17 protein-coding genes are annotated in these 15,314 nt (G+C 63.0%); 10 read left to right on the top strand and 7 right to left on the bottom strand.

The window, feature by feature from the left end; all coding sequences use genetic code 11:
* The first annotated feature begins 105 nt into the window (after positions 1 to 105).
* Positions 106 to 1,269: an IS4 family transposase gene (locus FJ974_RS14090; RefSeq protein WP_140539332.1), complete on the top strand. Its 1,164-nt coding sequence runs from the start codon at positions 106 to 108 to the stop codon at positions 1,267 to 1,269.
* A gap of 140 nt (positions 1,270 to 1,409) precedes the next feature.
* On the opposite strand, the gene FJ974_RS14085 is transcribed toward FJ974_RS14090, so the two are convergent.
* The 3 genes from FJ974_RS14085 to FJ974_RS14075 all read right to left on the bottom strand — a co-directional run bounded on the left by FJ974_RS14085 (position 1,410) and on the right by FJ974_RS14075 (position 4,593).
* Positions 1,410 to 2,141: a dienelactone hydrolase family protein gene (locus FJ974_RS14085; protein WP_140530877.1), complete on the bottom strand. Its 732-nt coding sequence runs from the start codon at positions 2,139 to 2,141 to the stop codon at positions 1,410 to 1,412.
* Between the two features lie 101 nt (positions 2,142 to 2,242).
* Positions 2,243 to 2,929: a hypothetical protein gene (locus FJ974_RS14080; protein ID WP_140530874.1), complete on the bottom strand. Its 687-nt coding sequence runs from the start codon at positions 2,927 to 2,929 to the stop codon at positions 2,243 to 2,245.
* An 89-nt stretch (positions 2,930 to 3,018) separates the two neighbouring features.
* Positions 3,019 to 4,593 carry a trimethylamine methyltransferase family protein gene (locus FJ974_RS14075; protein WP_140530871.1) on the bottom strand — a complete coding sequence of 525 codons (1,575 nt, stop codon included), beginning with the start codon at positions 4,591 to 4,593 and terminating at the stop codon, positions 3,019 to 3,021.
* Between the two features lie 271 nt (positions 4,594 to 4,864).
* Here FJ974_RS14075 and FJ974_RS14070 point away from each other — a divergent pair, with 271 nt between their 5' ends.
* The gene (locus tag FJ974_RS14070; protein WP_140530869.1) at positions 4,865 to 5,563 is read left to right on the top strand and encodes a corrinoid protein; all 699 of its coding nucleotides are present in this window, start codon (positions 4,865 to 4,867) and stop codon (positions 5,561 to 5,563) included.
* 84 nt (positions 5,564 to 5,647) lie between these two features.
* Here the strand turns inward: FJ974_RS14070 and FJ974_RS14065 are convergent, their stop codons facing one another.
* A complete protein-coding gene (locus FJ974_RS14065) occupies positions 5,648 to 5,782 on the bottom strand; it encodes an entericidin A/B family lipoprotein (protein WP_140530866.1) in 135 nt (44 codons plus the stop codon).
* 53 nt (positions 5,783 to 5,835) lie between these two features.
* Here FJ974_RS14065 and FJ974_RS14060 point away from each other — a divergent pair, with 53 nt between their 5' ends.
* Positions 5,836 to 6,477: a DUF1638 domain-containing protein gene (locus FJ974_RS14060; RefSeq protein WP_140530864.1), complete on the top strand. Its 642-nt coding sequence runs from the start codon at positions 5,836 to 5,838 to the stop codon at positions 6,475 to 6,477.
* 15 nt (positions 6,478 to 6,492) lie between these two features.
* Here the strand turns inward: FJ974_RS14060 and FJ974_RS14055 are convergent, their stop codons facing one another.
* A complete protein-coding gene (locus tag FJ974_RS14055) occupies positions 6,493 to 7,023 on the bottom strand; it encodes a hypothetical protein (protein ID WP_140530861.1) in 531 nt (176 codons plus the stop codon).
* A gap of 40 nt (positions 7,024 to 7,063) precedes the next feature.
* On the bottom strand, positions 7,064 to 7,975 hold the full coding sequence (locus FJ974_RS14050) for an NAD-dependent epimerase/dehydratase family protein (RefSeq protein WP_140530858.1): 912 nt from the start codon (positions 7,973 to 7,975) through the stop codon (positions 7,064 to 7,066).
* Between the two features lie 125 nt (positions 7,976 to 8,100).
* Here FJ974_RS14050 and FJ974_RS14045 point away from each other — a divergent pair, with 125 nt between their 5' ends.
* From FJ974_RS14045 to FJ974_RS14020, 6 genes are all read left to right on the top strand, one after another.
* A complete protein-coding gene (locus FJ974_RS14045; RefSeq protein WP_140530855.1) occupies positions 8,101 to 8,676 on the top strand; it encodes a DUF4893 domain-containing protein in 576 nt (191 codons plus the stop codon).
* A 98-nt stretch (positions 8,677 to 8,774) separates the two neighbouring features.
* Positions 8,775 to 9,557: a formyl transferase gene (locus tag FJ974_RS14040; RefSeq protein ID WP_140530852.1), complete on the top strand. Its 783-nt coding sequence runs from the start codon at positions 8,775 to 8,777 to the stop codon at positions 9,555 to 9,557.
* A gap of 134 nt (positions 9,558 to 9,691) precedes the next feature.
* Positions 9,692 to 9,994: a virulence factor gene (locus FJ974_RS14035; protein ID WP_140530849.1), complete on the top strand. Its 303-nt coding sequence runs from the start codon at positions 9,692 to 9,694 to the stop codon at positions 9,992 to 9,994.
* Positions 9,987 to 10,592 carry a methylenetetrahydrofolate reductase C-terminal domain-containing protein gene (locus FJ974_RS14030; protein ID WP_140530847.1) on the top strand — a complete coding sequence of 202 codons (606 nt, stop codon included), beginning with the start codon at positions 9,987 to 9,989 and terminating at the stop codon, positions 10,590 to 10,592. The genes FJ974_RS14035 and FJ974_RS14030 overlap by 8 nt, the downstream gene beginning before the upstream one ends.
* Entirely contained in the window at positions 10,589 to 11,680 is a 1,092-nt protein-coding gene (locus FJ974_RS14025) for a methylenetetrahydrofolate reductase (protein WP_140530844.1), read from the top strand. Before FJ974_RS14030 ends, FJ974_RS14025 begins: the two co-directional genes overlap by 4 nt.
* Positions 11,681 to 11,760: 80 nt before the next feature.
* Positions 11,761 to 12,735, top strand: a complete 975-nt coding sequence (locus FJ974_RS14020) for a methyltetrahydrofolate cobalamin methyltransferase (protein WP_140530842.1) — start codon at positions 11,761 to 11,763, stop codon at positions 12,733 to 12,735.
* A gap of 79 nt (positions 12,736 to 12,814) precedes the next feature.
* Here FJ974_RS14020 and FJ974_RS14015 read toward each other — a convergent pair whose 3' ends face one another.
* Positions 12,815 to 13,057, bottom strand: a complete 243-nt coding sequence (locus tag FJ974_RS14015) for a hypothetical protein (RefSeq protein ID WP_226891256.1) — start codon at positions 13,055 to 13,057, stop codon at positions 12,815 to 12,817.
* A gap of 89 nt (positions 13,058 to 13,146) precedes the next feature.
* On the opposite strand from FJ974_RS14015, the gene FJ974_RS14010 reads away from it, so the two are divergent.
* Positions 13,147 to 15,216 (top strand): ASKHA domain-containing protein, encoded by a 2,070-nt coding sequence (locus tag FJ974_RS14010; RefSeq protein WP_140530836.1) that lies wholly within the window; start codon positions 13,147 to 13,149, stop codon positions 15,214 to 15,216.
* Positions 15,217 to 15,314: the final 98 nt, after the last annotated feature.

Here is a 15,314-nt window from a genome sequence, read left to right as displayed (position 1 = left end):
CCGGGGAAAGTGTTTGGTGAATCGAAATGCCGCAGGCGCATGCCCCGTAAGACGGGGATTTTCCGTCTACCTTCTGGTTGTCGAGACTCAGAAAGGGGACGGGGCATGCGCTTTACGCCTAGCATTCTTGGCAAGCTGGTTGAACCGATCAATCGCCGCCGCTTCCAGACGATTGTGGATAGCCATGGCGGGGACGCCTACGACAAGTCGTTCAGAAGTTGGGACCATCTCATGGTGCTGATCTATGCCCAGCTCAGCGGTAGTGCGAGCCTTCGCAGCCTGGAAGCCGGCTGGAACGCCAACGGCCAGCATCATTACCATCTGGGCAGTGACGTGTTGCGGCGCTCGACCTTGTCGGATGCCGGCCGCAGGCGCCCCGTCGCCGTCTTTGCCGAGATCTTCGGCCTGCTCGCCAACCAACTCGACCGGCAGACACGCCGTGAGGGCACCGCTATGCTGCGGCTGATCGATTCCACACCGATCCCGCTCGGCAAGTTGTGCGGCTGGGCCAAGTCGAACGGTCGCATCCGCGGCATGAAGATGCACGTCGTCTATGATCCCAACGCCGATTGCCCGCGCATCCTCGACATCACCGATGCCAACGTCAACGATGCCCAGGTCGGCCGCACGATCGCCATCGAGAAGGGCGCGACCTATGTGTTCGACAAGGGTTATTGCCATTACGGCTGGTGGACGCAGATCGCCGCAGCCCAAGCTTTCTTCGTCACCCGACCCAAATCCAACATGGGGCTCGAGGTGCTCTCCGAACGTCCCGTCAAGGTCGCGCGGGGCGACGGCTTCACCGTTCTCGACGACGCTGAGGTGAGCCTTGCCGGCAAAACCCACTGCAAGCTGCCGATCAAATTGCGCCGCCTGATCGTCAAGCGCCAGGACGGCGACACCATCACGCTGCTGACCAACGATCTCAAGCGCCCGGCCGTTGAGATTGCCGCGCTCTATAAGGGCCGCTGGCAGATCGAACTCTTGTTCCGTTGGATCAAACAGCATCTCAAGATACGCAGGTTCCTCGGCAACAACGACAACGCCATCCGCCTGCAGCTCTTCGCCGCCATGATCGCCTATGCGCTGCTGCGCATCGCCGCCCGGACCTACCGCATCGCCATGCCCATCCTGCGCTTCACCGATCTGGTTAGCCAATGCCTGCTCGAGCGCCGAAGAATCGAGGCCATCAACAAGCCGCCTCCGATCAATTCGAGCCGCCGAAGGGATCGAACATCCCCAAACCAGTTGGGCTTCGATTATGAATAACTTTCCCCGGACAGCCCTGCCGTTCACGGGAGAGGTGAGGAGTGGTCCGCGCAGCGGGCGAAAAGCCAACTGACTGGCTTTTCGAACGACGAACGCCCAAAGGGCGGATCAGGGGCAGCGCGACGGCGCGAGAAAGTGGCTCAGCCCAACGCCTCACCAAAAAACATCGTCAGCCTTTTCCAGTGCCGCTCGGCGCCGGCCTCGTCGTAGAGGCTGTGGTCTTTGATGCACCAGCCATGGCCGACACCGACATAATTCTCGATCGTGTGGTCGACCTCGGCGACGCGCAATGCTTCCGCCAGCCTGGCCGACTGCTCCGGCGGGAAGCTGCGGTCAACGCCGGCGACACCGACATAGACGCGCGCCTTGAGCGAGGCTGCCTTGCGGTGCGGGCTGTCGGCGGCATCGCTTGCCAGATTGCCGCCGTGGAAGCTCGCCGCGGCGGCGATGCGGTCGGGATAGGTCCCCGCAGCATTCAGCGCCCGCGCGCCGCCCATGCAGTAGCCGACGACGCCAATCGGTCCGTCAATACCTTCGGAGGCAAATGCGTCGAGAAAGGCGGCGCTGTCGCGAATGGTCATCTCCTGCGTCGTGCCGGCGACCAGCGCCATCAGCGCCTTTTTCGTTTCCTCCACAGCAAAGGCGGTTTTGGCATCGAACGGACCATAGGGCGCATCGCGGTAAAACAGGTCCGGCACCAGCACGGCATAGCCTTCGCCAGCGAGCCTCTCCGCCATCTCATCGAGCGCCGGGCGTGGCCCGAAGGCGTCCATGTAAAGGATGGCGCCGGCCTTGGCTGTTGATGCAGGCCGGAACAATCCGGCTTTCGCCTTGCCGTCCCTGGTTTCGATCCCGATGTCTTGCTTAGCCATCCTGCCCTCCGCTGTGGCGCGATAGATATCGGCTGAGGCTGGTTGGGCAAGAGAATCGCCAAACCTGTCGTTCAAGATTTCGTGCGACTAACGGCTTTCACTCAAAGCCGGGCAAAGGCCGCCATGTGAAAGGCCTGCACCTCCGGCGGATAGCGATATTCCGTGCCGTAAGGACATGCGTTGCGGTCGAGGCAGCCGCCGGTGCGGCAGGGCCCGCCGCGCGGTCTGCGCACATGGCCACGGCAGGCTTCATGGCCAAAGCCCTGCTCGGAATAGGCATCGACCGGGCAGGCTTTCAGGCAGGGTTTATCGATGCATGTATCGCAAAGGTGAACCGCTACATAAGGATCGGCGATCGCAAGCTCGTCTTCGAAGAGCAATGCCCCCCGATAGGCGTGCCACAGCCCGTATTCGGGATGCATAAGGATGCCGAGTGGCGACGGCTTCAGCCCTTCCGCCCGCATCGCCCATTGCTGGAACGGCAGGTAGGGGCGGTCGGAGGGGGAAACAGCTCTTGCTCCGAACTGATCAGCGAGAGCGCCGATCACCTGCCGCGACCATGTATCGAGCGGATTGGCGATCCCACTCGCCTGCCGTTCCAGCCAGCGCTGGAAATGCGGCCAGGGTGCCGCACCCGCCTGCCCGACCAGAAGGACCGATCTGGCCTGCGCGCCCGAAATGCCGGCCGGCGCTGCCTCGCCCTCGGCAAAAATGAACCCGCCGCGCAGGATGAGACCATCGCCGGCAAGCGCGGCTGCTATCTCGGCCGAGCCGCGCGCAAGTATCATCCCTTCTTGTCCGGGTCGGAGAATGCGCTCCGCCAGACTTCCTTGTGGATGATGTTGGCGACTTTAGCCCCGCCTGACTCGGGCTCCTTTCACGTGAAGGCGTCGGGCATCGAACCCTTCTTCCTCGCGATGAAGTCCTTCAGCGCCTCGTCGATGGCCGGATCGAGGTGAGGCGCCTCGTAGCTTTCCAGCCAGCGCCGCGCGAGCTCGTTGGCGCGCTGCGGCGCCGTCTTCTGGCCTTCCGCCAGCCACTGCTCGTAGGAATTGTTGTCGGCGATGTTGGAGCGGTAGAAGGCGGTCTGGAAATTGGCCTGGGTGTGGTCGCAGCCGAGATAGTGGCTGCCTGGACCGACCTGGCGGATGGCGTCCATCGCCTGTCCGTTTTCCGACAGGTCGACGCTCTCGGAGAATTTCTGCGTCATGCCGAGCTGGTCGATGTCCATCATGAATTTTTCGTAGCAGGAGGCGAGCCCGCCCTCGAGCCAGCCGGCCGAATGCAGCACGAAATTGGTGCCGGCAAGGATGGTCGAATTCAGCGTGTTGGCGCTCTCGTAAGCCGCCTGCGCATCCGGTATCTTGGAAGCGCAGAGGGAGCCGCCGGTGCGGAACGGCAGGCCGAGCCGGCGCGCGAGCTGCGCTGCGCCATAGGAGACCAGCGACGGCTCCGGCGTGCCGAAGGTCGGCGCGCCCGACTGCATCGAGATCGAGGAGGCGAAGGTGCCGAACAGCACCGGCGCGCCCGGCCTGATCAACTGAGTGAAGGAGGCGCCGGCCAGCACTTCGGCCAGCACCTGCGTCAGCGTGCCGGCCACCGTCACCGGGCTCATCGCGCCGGCCAGGATGAAGGGCGTGACGATGCAGGCCTGGTTGTGGCGCGAATAGACCTTCAGCGCGCCGAGCATGGTCTCGTCGAACACCATCGGCGAGTTGGCGTTGATCAGGCTGGTCAGCACCGTGTTGTTCTCGACGAAATCGTCGCCGAACACGATCTTGGCCATCGCCACGGTGTCCTCGGCCCGTTCCGGCGCCGTGACCGAGCCCATGAACGGCTTGTCCGAATAGCGGATATGCGAATAGACCATGTCGAGATGGCGCTTGTTGACCGGCACGTCGACCGGTTCGCACACCGTGCCGCCCGAATGGTGGATCGACGGCGCCATATAGGCGAGCTTCACGAAATTCTGGAAATCCTCGATCGTCGCGTAACGGCGGTTGCCGTCGAGATCGCGCACGAAGGGTGGTCCATAGACCGGCGCGAACACGGTCGCATTGCCGCCGATCTGCACCGAGCGCTCGGCGTTGCGCGCATGCTGGGTGTAGATGGGCGGTGCGGTCTTCAGAAGCGAGCGGCAGAGCCCCTTCGGGAAATGCACGCGCTCACCCTTCACTTCGGCGCCGGCGTCTTTCCACAACTGCAGGGCTTCGGCGTCATCGCGAAAAATGATGCCGATCTCTTCCAGCACAGTGTCGGTGTTCTTCTCGATCAGCGCCAGGCCTTCCTCGTTGAGGACCTCATAGACGTTGATCTTGCGCTTGATGTAGGTGAGCTGGGTGCCCGGACCGCCGCCCGAGCGCGCCGCGCGCCTGGCCGCCGCGCCGCCGCTGGCACCACGTCCACGCCGTGCGTTTGACGCTTCCTGGTCGACTGCCGCGTTCTCGCTCATGATCGTTCTTCCCTGAAACTGTTCGACGAATTCGCCTGCGGCCGCACACCGCTACTGCTCGCCGGATCGTAGCCATGCACCTTATTGGAAACGGCCCGCCAGCGCCAACGCCTGTCGCAAAATCGACAAGAATTCCAATAGATTTGCGGTCGTTTTCCTTTTGCGGGAAGTCGCAAATCAGCTATGGACACCCGGCCCTCGCGGGTTAGGTATTGGCGCATCGATTTTAAGCTGCCGCGCTCATTCCGAGCGGCAAGGAGCCCGAGAAAAAATGGCCGACGACGAGATCATCCTTTCCGAGCTTTCCGACGACGAGCTCGTGCAGCAGATGCACGACGATCTCTATGACGGGCTGAAGGAAGAGATCGAGGAAGGCACCAACATCCTTCTCGAGCGCAACTGGGCGCCTTACAAGGTGCTGACCGAAGCGCTGGTCGAAGGCATGCGCATCGTCGGCGAGGATTTCCGCGACGGTATCCTGTTCGTGCCGGAAGTGCTGCTCTCGGCCAACGCCATGAAGGCCGGCATGGCCATCCTTCGCCCGCTGCTCGCCGCCACCGGCGCGCCGAAGCAGGGCAAGATGGTGATCGGCACCGTCAAGGGCGACATCCATGACATCGGCAAGAACCTCGTCGGCATGATGATGGAGGGTGCGGGCTTCGACGTCATCGATCTTGGTATCAACAACGCGGTCGAGAAATATCTCGATGCCATCGAGCAGCACCAGCCCGACATCATCGGCATGTCGGCGCTGCTCACCACCACCATGCCTTATATGAAGGTCGTGATCGACACGATGAAGGAAAAGGGCATCCGCGACGATTACGTCGTGCTGGTCGGCGGCGCGCCGCTCAACGAGGAATTCGGCAAGGCCGTCGGCGCCGATGCCTATTGCCGCGACGCGGCGGTGGCGGTCGAGACCGCAAAGGATTACATGAAGCGCAAGCACAACGTTCGCGCTTCCGCCTGACCAGGGCATCAGGATGGATCGACAAGAAAAGCCGCGCCTTGCAGCGCGGCTTTTTTGTTCCCAGATGATAGGCGAGGCTGCCGATCAGTTGACAGTGTCTTTGACCGCCCTTGCCGTCGATTTGACGTCCTTGCCGACGCCCCGGATGGTGTTGGCGCAGGCGGTGAGTGCAAGCGCGCTGGCCAGGATGGCGATCGGCGCGATGCGTAGCAGTTTCATGGACGGTGTCTCCCTCGACAGATATTAAGCCCCGCAGCGAAAGCCGGCCCGACTTGGTCAAGACGCAAAAAACGGAACCGAATCAAACAGACAGGCTGCTCGTCATCGCCTGCGGGATGATTGCGCGCGAAGTTTTGGCCGTCAAGCAACAGCTAAAGCTCGACCATCTCGAACTGACCTGCCTACCGGCAGAGTTCCATTTCTATCCGGACCGCATCGCACCGGCGATGGACAAGGCGATCGAGAAGGCCAAGGCGGAAGGCTACGAGCACATCTTCGTCGGCTATGCCGATTGCGGCACCGGCGGCCTGCTCGACCGCGTGATCGAAAAGCACGGCGTCGAGCGCATGGCCGGGCCGCACTGTTTTGCCTTTTACCAGGGCATGGACGCCTATGCGAAGGTCGCCGACGACGACATGATGTCGTTCTACATGACCGATTTCCTTTGCCGCCAGTTCGAGGCCTTTTTCATCAAGCCGCTCGGCCTCGACAGGCATCCGGAGTTGATCAAGGACTATTTCGGCAATTACGAGAAGCTGGTCTATCTCGCCCAGACCGACGATCCGGAGCTCGACAAGGTCGCCGAGAAGGCCGCGGCGATGCTCGGCCTCGCCTATGAGCGCCGACGGACCGGCTATGGTGATTTGACGGCAGGGCTGGCGCGAGCTGCGGCACATCCGGTGGACATGCGTTAGCCGCTCGGCTTCGGCTTATTCGGCTCCCGGTGGGGGATCCGACACGAAGTCGATAACGCGGCCGCTTTCAAGTCGGATTGGCCCCCTTGCCGTTGGATCCTTGCGCATACCCTCAGCAATCATGGCTTCGACAGTGTCGAGATTTCGCTGCAGAATTGAGCGGTCGCCGGATTCCCAGTATTCGCCTTCATCAAAAACATCGAACTTGTCGAAAAGAGGGGCAGCTTTACGAAGCAGCTCGATGATTTCGATATGGGCGCCAGACCCGGCAAACTGGGTCTTGCAATACTGCTGCACGAAGAGATGTCGGTCGAATTCGAACCGCAATGGGTCCGACCTGGGGTGCGGCAGAACTTTTATTCCTATGACCGGGCCAAGATAATCCACTTCGCGCTCATCAATGACCCGGCTGAGAGCCATTTCAGCCTCTTCTATTTCGCGAATCGGCCAGCCTCGGGTGACGGCGAACGCTTCGACTTCCTGTGACAGCGCGGCATACTGCTCTTCGCTGGACAGCTGTCCCTCAAAATGAATCGTGACACCCAAGCGCACCTCCCGCGGAACCTTCGCGACAATAGTGGCGCTTCTACTCGACCGCCAGCGCCGCGAGCACATCGGCAAAACTCGTTCTGCAGACGAAGCCCAGTCTCTCTTTTGCCCGCGACGGATCGTAGACCCGGTCGATCGAGGAAAACCTCGTCCAGCCTTGCCTGGCATAAAGCCTCGGATAATCCGGAAAATAACGCGCAACCACCGACGGCGCGTCGGCAATCAACGCTTCGCAGTCCTCCGGCCGGAACGGCGTCGGGGCAGAGATGATGAAGATGTCGAAGCCAAGGCCCCGTGCCTTCTCCAAGGCGGCGACATGCGCCTCCGCCGCATCCTCCACCGTCAGCCGGCGGAACAGCAATTCATTCGCCTTTGTATTGGCGTCCGATTGCTCGATCGCGTGCGCCATGTCGTCGGCCTCCGGAAAGAAGCGGGCGGTGCGCAACACCACCACCGGCAGTCCGTGCTCGATATGATAAAGGCGGCAAAGATGCTCGGCCGAAAGCTTGGTCACGCCGTAGATATTGCGCGGCTCCGGCGACATCTCCTCCGTCAGCCAGGCGGCCTTGCGCGCACCGCCGGTCAAGCCGGCGCGGATGGCCCGTGAAATCATCAACGATGTCGTCGAGGTGAAGACGAAGCGCTGGACGCCGGATGCTACTGCCGCGTCGAGCAGGTTGAGCGTCCCCTGCACATTCGTCGCGACGAAGTCAGCATTCTCATGGTGCTCGATGTTCGGCTTGTGCAGGGCGCCGCTGTGAATGATGGCCTCGATGCGGTTGTCGCCAACCGTTCGCAGGACCAAATCGCGATCGGCAATCGAGCCGACCACCTGCGTCTGCGCCGACGCAACGGGATCGAGACCGACCACCTGATGACCAAGCGCCTTCAGCCGGGGCGCCAGCGCGCTGCCCAGCCAGCCGGACGATCCCGTGAGCAAGATCCGCATCGATCAAAACCGTAATTTCCGATCCGGTGCTGTCAAGCACGGATGACAGCCAGCCGCGAATGGGTAAGTTGTGCACCAGAAGATGGAACCGGCTGTTCCAGCCGTCGATCAGGGAAAGCATGCCAATGACCCCTCGCCTCCTGCTTACCGCAATCGGTCTCGCCTGCCTCGCCCTGCCGGCCCATGCCGATGGCGAGGTGCAGAAGCTGATCACCGCCGCCGACAGGGCGCGGCTCGACAAATATGGCGAGACGCGCAAAGCCGCGCTCGAGGAGGCAAAGGCCGGCGATCCGGCCGAGGTCAGAGAGCTCGATACGCTGCTTGCCAAGCCGCTGGTGGCGTTCTCCGACAAGGACCTGACGGGCAATTGGCAGTGCCGCACCATCAAGGCAGGCGGCCTGAGCCCGCTCGTCATCTATGGTTGGTTCAAATGCAAGGTGAGCGACGACGGTTCCGGCTGGCGGCTGGAAAAGACCAGCGGCTCGCAACGCACCGTGGGCCGCTTCTTCGACGATGGCGACAAGCGCGCCATCTATCTCGGCTCGTTTTCGGTCAATGACGACAAGGCCAGGCCCTATGGCAGCGGCCCCGAGACCGACCAGGTCGGCTACGCCTTCCGCAACGGCGCCGGCGAATGGCGTATCGAATTCCCGGCGCCCTATTACGAATCGAAGCTCGACATCATAGAGTTCAGGCGCTGACTCAGAGCCTCTTATGTCCTGATCGACGGCTCCGGCTCACCAAGGATTAACCCGCCCTCCCTAGCATGGGCCTCGATTTTTGAGAGCGGGTGCTTGCCATGGCGGCGTCGGAATCCAGCCTGAGGCCGATCGTGGTCGTCACCGAAGGCGGCCCGCATATCTGGGCTATCGTAAATGCCATTGCCGACCGTGTCGGCCCGGTCAACGTCATCCTCGAAACCCCTGAATCCAAAAAGCGATTGCTGCTCGGCCGAGCCCGACGCCAGGGCTGGATTTCGGCCATCGGCCAGCTCGGCACCATGGTGCTGACCAGGCTGGGCAAGCGGCTGTTCGCCGGCCATGCCGCGCGGCTGATTGCCGAAGAGAAGCTCGAGACGGAGCCGCGCCAGGGCCAAACGATCGTCCATGTGTCTTCCGCCGACGGGCCCGAATGCCTGCAGGCGATCGACGAGATCAGGCCTGGCGTCGTGCTGTTAGCCGGTTGCAGGCTGTTGTCGAAGGGCACGCTCGCAAGGATGCCTTGCCCGGTGCTCAACTACCACGCCGGCATCGCGCCGAAATATCGCGGCATGAATGGCGGCTACTGGGCGCTGGCTTCCGGTGATCCGCAAAATTTCGGCACCACCGTGCATCTGGTCGATGCCGGCGTCGACACCGGCGGCGTGCTGAAGCAGGCGCGCGGCAAGCCCCGGCAAGGCGACACCATCTCCAGCTATGCGTTGCGGCAGGCGGCTTTTTCGCGCGACATCTGCGTCGAGGCGGTTGAGAATGCGCTGGCCGGCAAGCTTGAAACGATCGATCCCGCTCTGCCCTCGAAGCAATGGTTTCACCCGACGATCTGGCTCTATCTCTGGACGGGTGTGACAAGCGGCGTCTGGTAATAAGCCGGCGGCGAATTTTGGCCTTTGCTTCGCCGCGCCACCAGCGTCGCTTTTGAAGGCGCGCGCGTCGTCCCATAACAAGCGGCGCCAAGACGCATGCGGCAATGCTCCAAACATCGAGGAGTTGAGAATTCATGGCCGATCTGATCGTCGTCTATTGGCGCGACATCCCCGCCCAGGTCATCGTCAAGAAGGGCCGGCAGAACGCCAAGCGCGAGCTGCCGCTGCGCTTCACCGAGGCGATAGACATGTGCGCCATGCGCACCGGCGCAGGCGGCACCGACGATTATCTGGCCGAGTGGCGCAAGGCCGATCCGGTTCCGGTCGGCGACGATATCGAGGCCGAGGCCGAGAAGGCACTCCATGATCTCGACGCGAAATACGACCGCGAGCGGCTGGTCGCCCTGGTCAAGGCGGGTGGGAAAGAAAATGTCTGAGACTGTTCCTGCCAAGGATGGCGCGGGGGTTACCCAGGCCACGCTGGTCAAGAAGGCGGCGCCGAAATCCGACTACAAGCCGGCCGACGTGTCGCCGCAGCGGCGCGTCCAGCGCACCTTTGCCGTGCGGCTGTGGTCGATCCGCCATTCGCGCCTTCTGGAGTGGTTCTACGCAAGGTTCGCCGACACCTTCCTTTTGCTGCATCCGCTGTGGAAGGGTATCGGCTACGGCCGCGTCGAGGCGCCGGTCAAGTTTGTGGAAAAGCGCGTAAAAGGCTTCATGTTCGACTGCCGCATGTGCGGACAGTGCATCCTGTCGTCGACCGGCATGTCGTGCCCGATGAACTGCCCGAAGCAATTGCGCAACGGCCCTTGCGGCGGCGTGCGCGCCAACGGCAATTGCGAGGTCGAGCCGGACATGCCTTGCGTCTGGGTCAAGGCCTGGGAAGGCTCACAGAACATGGTGCACGGTGAGAGGATCCTGACCGTGCAGAAGCCGGTCGATCAGTCGCTGCGCGAAACCTCCGCCTGGCTCAGGGTGACCGCGCAGGCGGCCGCCGCGCGCGAAACCGCGCAGAAGCCCGGAGCCCCGGCATGATCGGCCGCCAGCGCGACGAGAATCCGGCGGGAATCCATCTGCCGCTCGATCCCCTGCCCGGCCACTCTTCGCGCGGCCGGCTGGAGCGCGTGCTGCGCCGTGGCGAGTTCGCGGTGACCACCGAGCTCAACCCGCCCGACAGCGCCGACCCCGAAGACGTCTACAACCGCGCCAAGATCTTCGACGGCTGGGTCGATGCCATCAACGCGGTCGATGCCTCGGGCGCCAATTGCCACATGTCGTCGGTCGGCATCTGCGCGCTTTTGACCCGCATGGGTTATGCCCCGATCATGCAGATCGCCTGCCGCGACAAGAACCGCATCGCCATCCAGGGCGACGTGCTGGGCGGGGCGGCGATGGGTGTGGCCAACATGCTGTGCCTCACCGGCGACGGCGTCCAGGCCGGCGACCAGCCCGGCGCCAAGCCGGTGTTCGACCTCGATTCCATGTCGCTGCTCGAAACCGTCCGCATCATGCGCGACAACGGCAAGTTCCTGTCCGGCCGCAAGCTGACGACGCCGCCGCAGGTCTTCCTCGGCGCTGCCGTCAATCCCTTCGCGCCGCCCTATGATTTCCGCCCGATCCATCTCGGCAAGAAGATCGCCGCCGGCGCGCAGTTCGTGCAGACGCAGTATTGTTTCGACGTGCCGATGTTCAGGACCTTCATGCAGAAGGCGCGTGATCTCGGCCACACCGAAAAGGTCTTCATCCTGTGCGGCGTCGGACCGCTGGCTTCCGCCAAGACGGGGAAATGGATCCGCTCCAACGTGCCCGGCATCCACATCCCCGATGCGATCATCAAGCGGCTTGAAGGCGCGCAGGACCAGAAGAAGGAAGGCAAGCAACTCTGCATCGACATCATCAATGAGGTGAAGGAAATCCCGGGCGTCGCCGGCGTCCATGTGATGGCCTACCGCCAGGAGGAATATGTCGCCGAGATCGTCGATGAATCGGGCGTCCTGAAAGGCCGCCAGCCATGGAAGCGGGAAATCCGGCGCGACGACCAGATGGTCGCCGACCGGCTCGAACACATACTGCACGACGAGATTACCGAAACCCAGGTGGACATGGTGAAGACCGCGCATTGAAAGACGCAGCCGTCACTCATTTGCTTGAACGAAATCAGATAACGATATAAAGAACTCTTTATATCCCGACGGAGAGATCCATGACCCGCACCATCGTCGCCTCGGCAACCCGTGAAATCATCATCGGCTTCGACCAGCCCTTCTGCGTGATCGGCGAGCGCATCAACCCGACCGGCCGCAAGAAGCTGGCCGCCGAAATGGTCGCCGGCAATTTCGAGACCGTCATCAAGGACGCGCTCGAGCAGGCCGCCTGCGGCGCCACCATGCTCGACGTCAATGCCGGCGTCACCGCCGTCGACCCCAACGCCACCGAACCGGCGCTGCTGGTGCAGACGCTGGAGATCGTGCAGGGTCTCGTCGACCTGCCGCTGTCGATCGACTCCTCGGTGACCGCGGCGATCGAGGCGGCGCTGAAGGTCGCCAAGGGCCGCCCGCTGGTCAACTCCGTCACCGGCGAGGAAGAAAAACTCGAAGCCATCCTGCCGCTGATCAAGAAATATAACGTTCCGGTGGTCGCCATCTCCAATGACGAGACCGGCATTTCGATGGATCCGGATGTTCGCTTCGCCGTCGCCAAGAAGATCGTGCAGCGCTGCGCCGATTTCGGCATTCCCGCCCATGACGTCGTCGTCGACCCGCTGGTGATGCCGATCGGCGCGCTGGGCGATGCCGGCCGCCAGGTGTTCGCGCTGCTGCGGCGGCTGCGTGAGGAACTCAAGGTCAACACCACCTGCGGCCTCTCCAACATCTCCTTCGGCCTGCCGCATCGTCATGGCATCAACGCAGCCTTCATCCCGATGGTGATCGGCGCCGGCATGACGAGCGCCATCATGAACCCGGTGCGGCCGCAGGAAATGGAAGCCGTGCGCGGCGCCAATGTGCTCAACGGCACCGATGAGAACTGCACCAACTGGATCCGCACCTACAAGGACTACAAGCCGGCCGAAGGCGGCCAGGCCGTTGCCGCGCCGACGCCGGTGACCACTCCTGGCGAAGGCGCCAACAATGGCGGACGTCGTCGCGGCGGCCGTGAAGCCCGGATGGCCCGGGGGTAAGCGCGCAATCGTGAGCCGCATGGCAAACCACGTTGAACCGATCGCATCGTTAATGCGGTCGGACAGCTCTGCTTTGCGATCAGGCCATGCCCACGAAGGTGTCGAACAGCGCCATTCCCGCCCACGACCCGAAAATGCCGGTCACGCCGCCGACGATGAAGTCATCGTCGAATCCTGGCCAGAATCCGTGCAGCAGCAAGATACCGACAATCGCCCCGACGATGCCGGATGCCAGATATTGCGGATTTCGCAGCCATGGGCCTCGCAGCAGGCGGACCATGGTGAAAGTCGTGAATATCGCGGACAGGAGGAGATCCGACATGATTGGCCTCTGGACCAACGTACACTCCACCCAACAGTAAAACGATCCGTTAAACGGCATCGGCAATTGCCATCGAGACCAGTACCAGCATGAACCCGCCGCCCAACATCACCGATCCGCTCGTGCTGTTCATGCCGTCCGGCAAGCGCGGGCGGTTTCCGATCGGCACACCGGTGCTCGACGCCGCGCGCCAGCTCGGCGTCTATGTCGAAAGCGTCTGCGGCGGCCGCGCCACCTGCGGGCGCTGCCAGATCGAGGTGCAGGAAGGCAATTTCGCCAAGCACAAGATCGTTTCCTCCAACGACCACATCTCGCCCAAGGGCGCCAAGGAGGAGCGCTACGAGCGCGTGCGCGGCCTGCCCGAGCGGCGGCGCCTCTCCTGCTCGGCGCAGATCCTCGGCGACCTCGTCGTCGACGTGCCGCAGGACACAGTCATCAACGCCCAGACTATCCGTAAGGACGCCGACACCAGGGTAATCGCCCGCGATACGGCGATCCGCATGTGCTATGTCGAGATCGAAGAACCCGACATGCACAAGCCGCTCGGCGATCTCGATCGGCTGAAGATCGCGCTGATGAAGGATTGGGGCTTCAAGAGCCTCGAATTCGATTTCTATTTGCTGCCGCAGGTGCAGGCCATCCTGCGCAAGGGCAACTGGACCGCCACCGCCGCCATCCACAAGGATGCCGACAGCGATATCGCGCGTGTCATCGCGCTCTGGCCCGGCCTCAAGAATGAGGCCTACGGGCTCGCCTGCGATATCGGCTCGACCACCATCGCCATGCATCTGGTGTCGCTGCTGTCGGGCCGCGTCGCCGCCTCGTCCGGCACGTCCAATCCGCAGATCCGCTTCGGCGAGGATCTGATGAGCCGCGTCTCCTACGTGATGATGAACCCGGATGGCCGCGAGGGCATGACGGTCGCCGTGCGCGAGGCCGTTTCCGGCCTCGTCGACAAGGTTTGCGCCGAAGGCAATGTGCAGCGCAACGACATCCTGGATTCCGTCTTCGTCGGCAATCCGATCATGCATCACCTGTTCCTCGGCATCGATCCGACGGAGCTTGGCGGTGCGCCGTTCGCGCTCGCCGTCTCGGGCGCCGTGCGCATCAAGGCTTCCGATATCGGCCTGAAGCTGAACCAGGGCGCCCGCCTCTATATGCTGCCTTGCATCGCCGGCCATGTCGGCGCCGATGCCGCCGCCGTGACCCTGTCGGAAGGCCCGCATCGTCAGGAAGAGATGATGCTGATCGTCGATGTCGGCACCAATGCCGAAATCGTGCTCGGCAATAGCGCGCGCGTGGTGGCCGCCTCCTCCCCCACCGGACCGGCCTTCGAAGGTGCGGAAATCTCCGGCGGCCAGCGCGCCGCGCCCGGCGCCATCGAGCGCGTGCGCATCGATCCTGACACGTTGGAGCCGCGCTACCGCGTCATCGGCTCGGAGCTGTGGTCCGATCAGCCCGGTTTCGCCGACAGCGTGCAGGCGACCGGCGTCACCGGCATTTGCGGCTCGGGCATCATCGAGGTGGTGGCCGAGATGTATCTCGCCGGCATCATTTCGGAAGACGGCGTCGTCGACGGTTCGCTCGGCGCGCGCTCGCCGCGCATCGTCGCCAATGGCCGCACCTTCTCCTATGTGCTGAAGGACGGCGAGCCGAAGATCACCATCACCCAGAACGACGTGCGCGCCATCCAGCTCGCCAAGGCAGCGCTTTACGCCGGCACCAAGCTGTTGATGGAAAAGCAGCACACCGATCATGTCGACCGCATCCATTTCGCCGGCGCCTTCGGCTCCTTCATCGATCCGAAATACGCCATGGTGCTGGGGCTGATCCCGGACTGCGACCTCGACAAGGTCTCGGCGGTCGGCAATGCCGCCGGCGCCGGCGCCCGCATGGCGCTCCTCAATCGCGGCTATCGCCGCGAGATCGAGGAGACGGTCAGCCGGATCGAGAAGATCGAGACGGCGCTGGAGCCGAAATTCCAGGAGCACTTCGTCTACGCCATGGCGCTGCCGAACAAGGTCGACCCGTTCCCGAAACTGGCGGCCGCGGTGAAGCTGCCGCCGCGCAAGGCGATAAGCGAGGACGGCAGCGCCGGCGACGCCACCCCGCGCCGCCGCTCGCGCGAAGAGCGCGCTGCAAGGCGCGGCCGGGAATAGCCGGCCTTAGAGCAATTCCAGGAAAAGTCTGGCACGGTTAGGCTCGGCGACTTCGCCGTAGCCTTCCGTCCGGAATTGCGTAAAAACAAAGAGATAGA

This window comes from Mesorhizobium sp. B1-1-8 (assembly GCF_006442795.2).
In the GTDB taxonomy this organism is placed as follows: Bacteria; Pseudomonadota; Alphaproteobacteria; order Rhizobiales; family Rhizobiaceae; genus Mesorhizobium.
Note: the sequence above shows the minus strand (reverse complement) of the source record. Positions and strands in the feature narration are given on the sequence as shown.

Bases quoted from the DNA above. Each gene is read 5' to 3' on its own strand.
- FJ974_RS14090 (WP_140539332.1), top strand. From the start codon at position 106: ATGCGCTTTACGCCTAGCATTCTTGGCAAGCTGGTTGAACCGATCAAT.
- FJ974_RS14085 (WP_140530877.1), bottom strand. From the start codon at position 2,141: ATGGCTAAGCAAGACATCGGGATCGAAACCAGGGACGGCAAGGCGAAA.
- FJ974_RS14080 (WP_140530874.1), bottom strand. From the start codon at position 2,929: ATGATACTTGCGCGCGGCTCGGCCGAGATAGCAGCCGCGCTTGCCGGC.
- FJ974_RS14075 (WP_140530871.1), bottom strand. From the start codon at position 4,593: ATGAGCGAGAACGCGGCAGTCGACCAGGAAGCGTCAAACGCACGGCGT.
- FJ974_RS14070 (WP_140530869.1), top strand. From the start codon at position 4,865: ATGGCCGACGACGAGATCATCCTTTCCGAGCTTTCCGACGACGAGCTC.
- FJ974_RS14065 (WP_140530866.1), bottom strand. From the start codon at position 5,782: ATGAAACTGCTACGCATCGCGCCGATCGCCATCCTGGCCAGCGCGCTT.
- FJ974_RS14050 (WP_140530858.1), bottom strand. From the start codon at position 7,975: ATGCGGATCTTGCTCACGGGATCGTCCGGCTGGCTGGGCAGCGCGCTG.
- FJ974_RS14045 (WP_140530855.1), top strand. From the start codon at position 8,101: ATGACCCCTCGCCTCCTGCTTACCGCAATCGGTCTCGCCTGCCTCGCC.
- FJ974_RS14040 (WP_140530852.1), top strand. From the start codon at position 8,775: ATGGCGGCGTCGGAATCCAGCCTGAGGCCGATCGTGGTCGTCACCGAA.
- FJ974_RS14035 (WP_140530849.1), top strand. From the start codon at position 9,692: ATGGCCGATCTGATCGTCGTCTATTGGCGCGACATCCCCGCCCAGGTC.
- FJ974_RS14030 (WP_140530847.1), top strand. From the start codon at position 9,987: ATGTCTGAGACTGTTCCTGCCAAGGATGGCGCGGGGGTTACCCAGGCC.
- FJ974_RS14025 (WP_140530844.1), top strand. From the start codon at position 10,589: ATGATCGGCCGCCAGCGCGACGAGAATCCGGCGGGAATCCATCTGCCG.
- FJ974_RS14020 (WP_140530842.1), top strand. From the start codon at position 11,761: ATGACCCGCACCATCGTCGCCTCGGCAACCCGTGAAATCATCATCGGC.
- FJ974_RS14015 (WP_226891256.1), bottom strand. From the start codon at position 13,057: ATGTCGGATCTCCTCCTGTCCGCGATATTCACGACTTTCACCATGGTC.
- FJ974_RS14010 (WP_140530836.1), top strand. From the start codon at position 13,147: ATGAACCCGCCGCCCAACATCACCGATCCGCTCGTGCTGTTCATGCCG.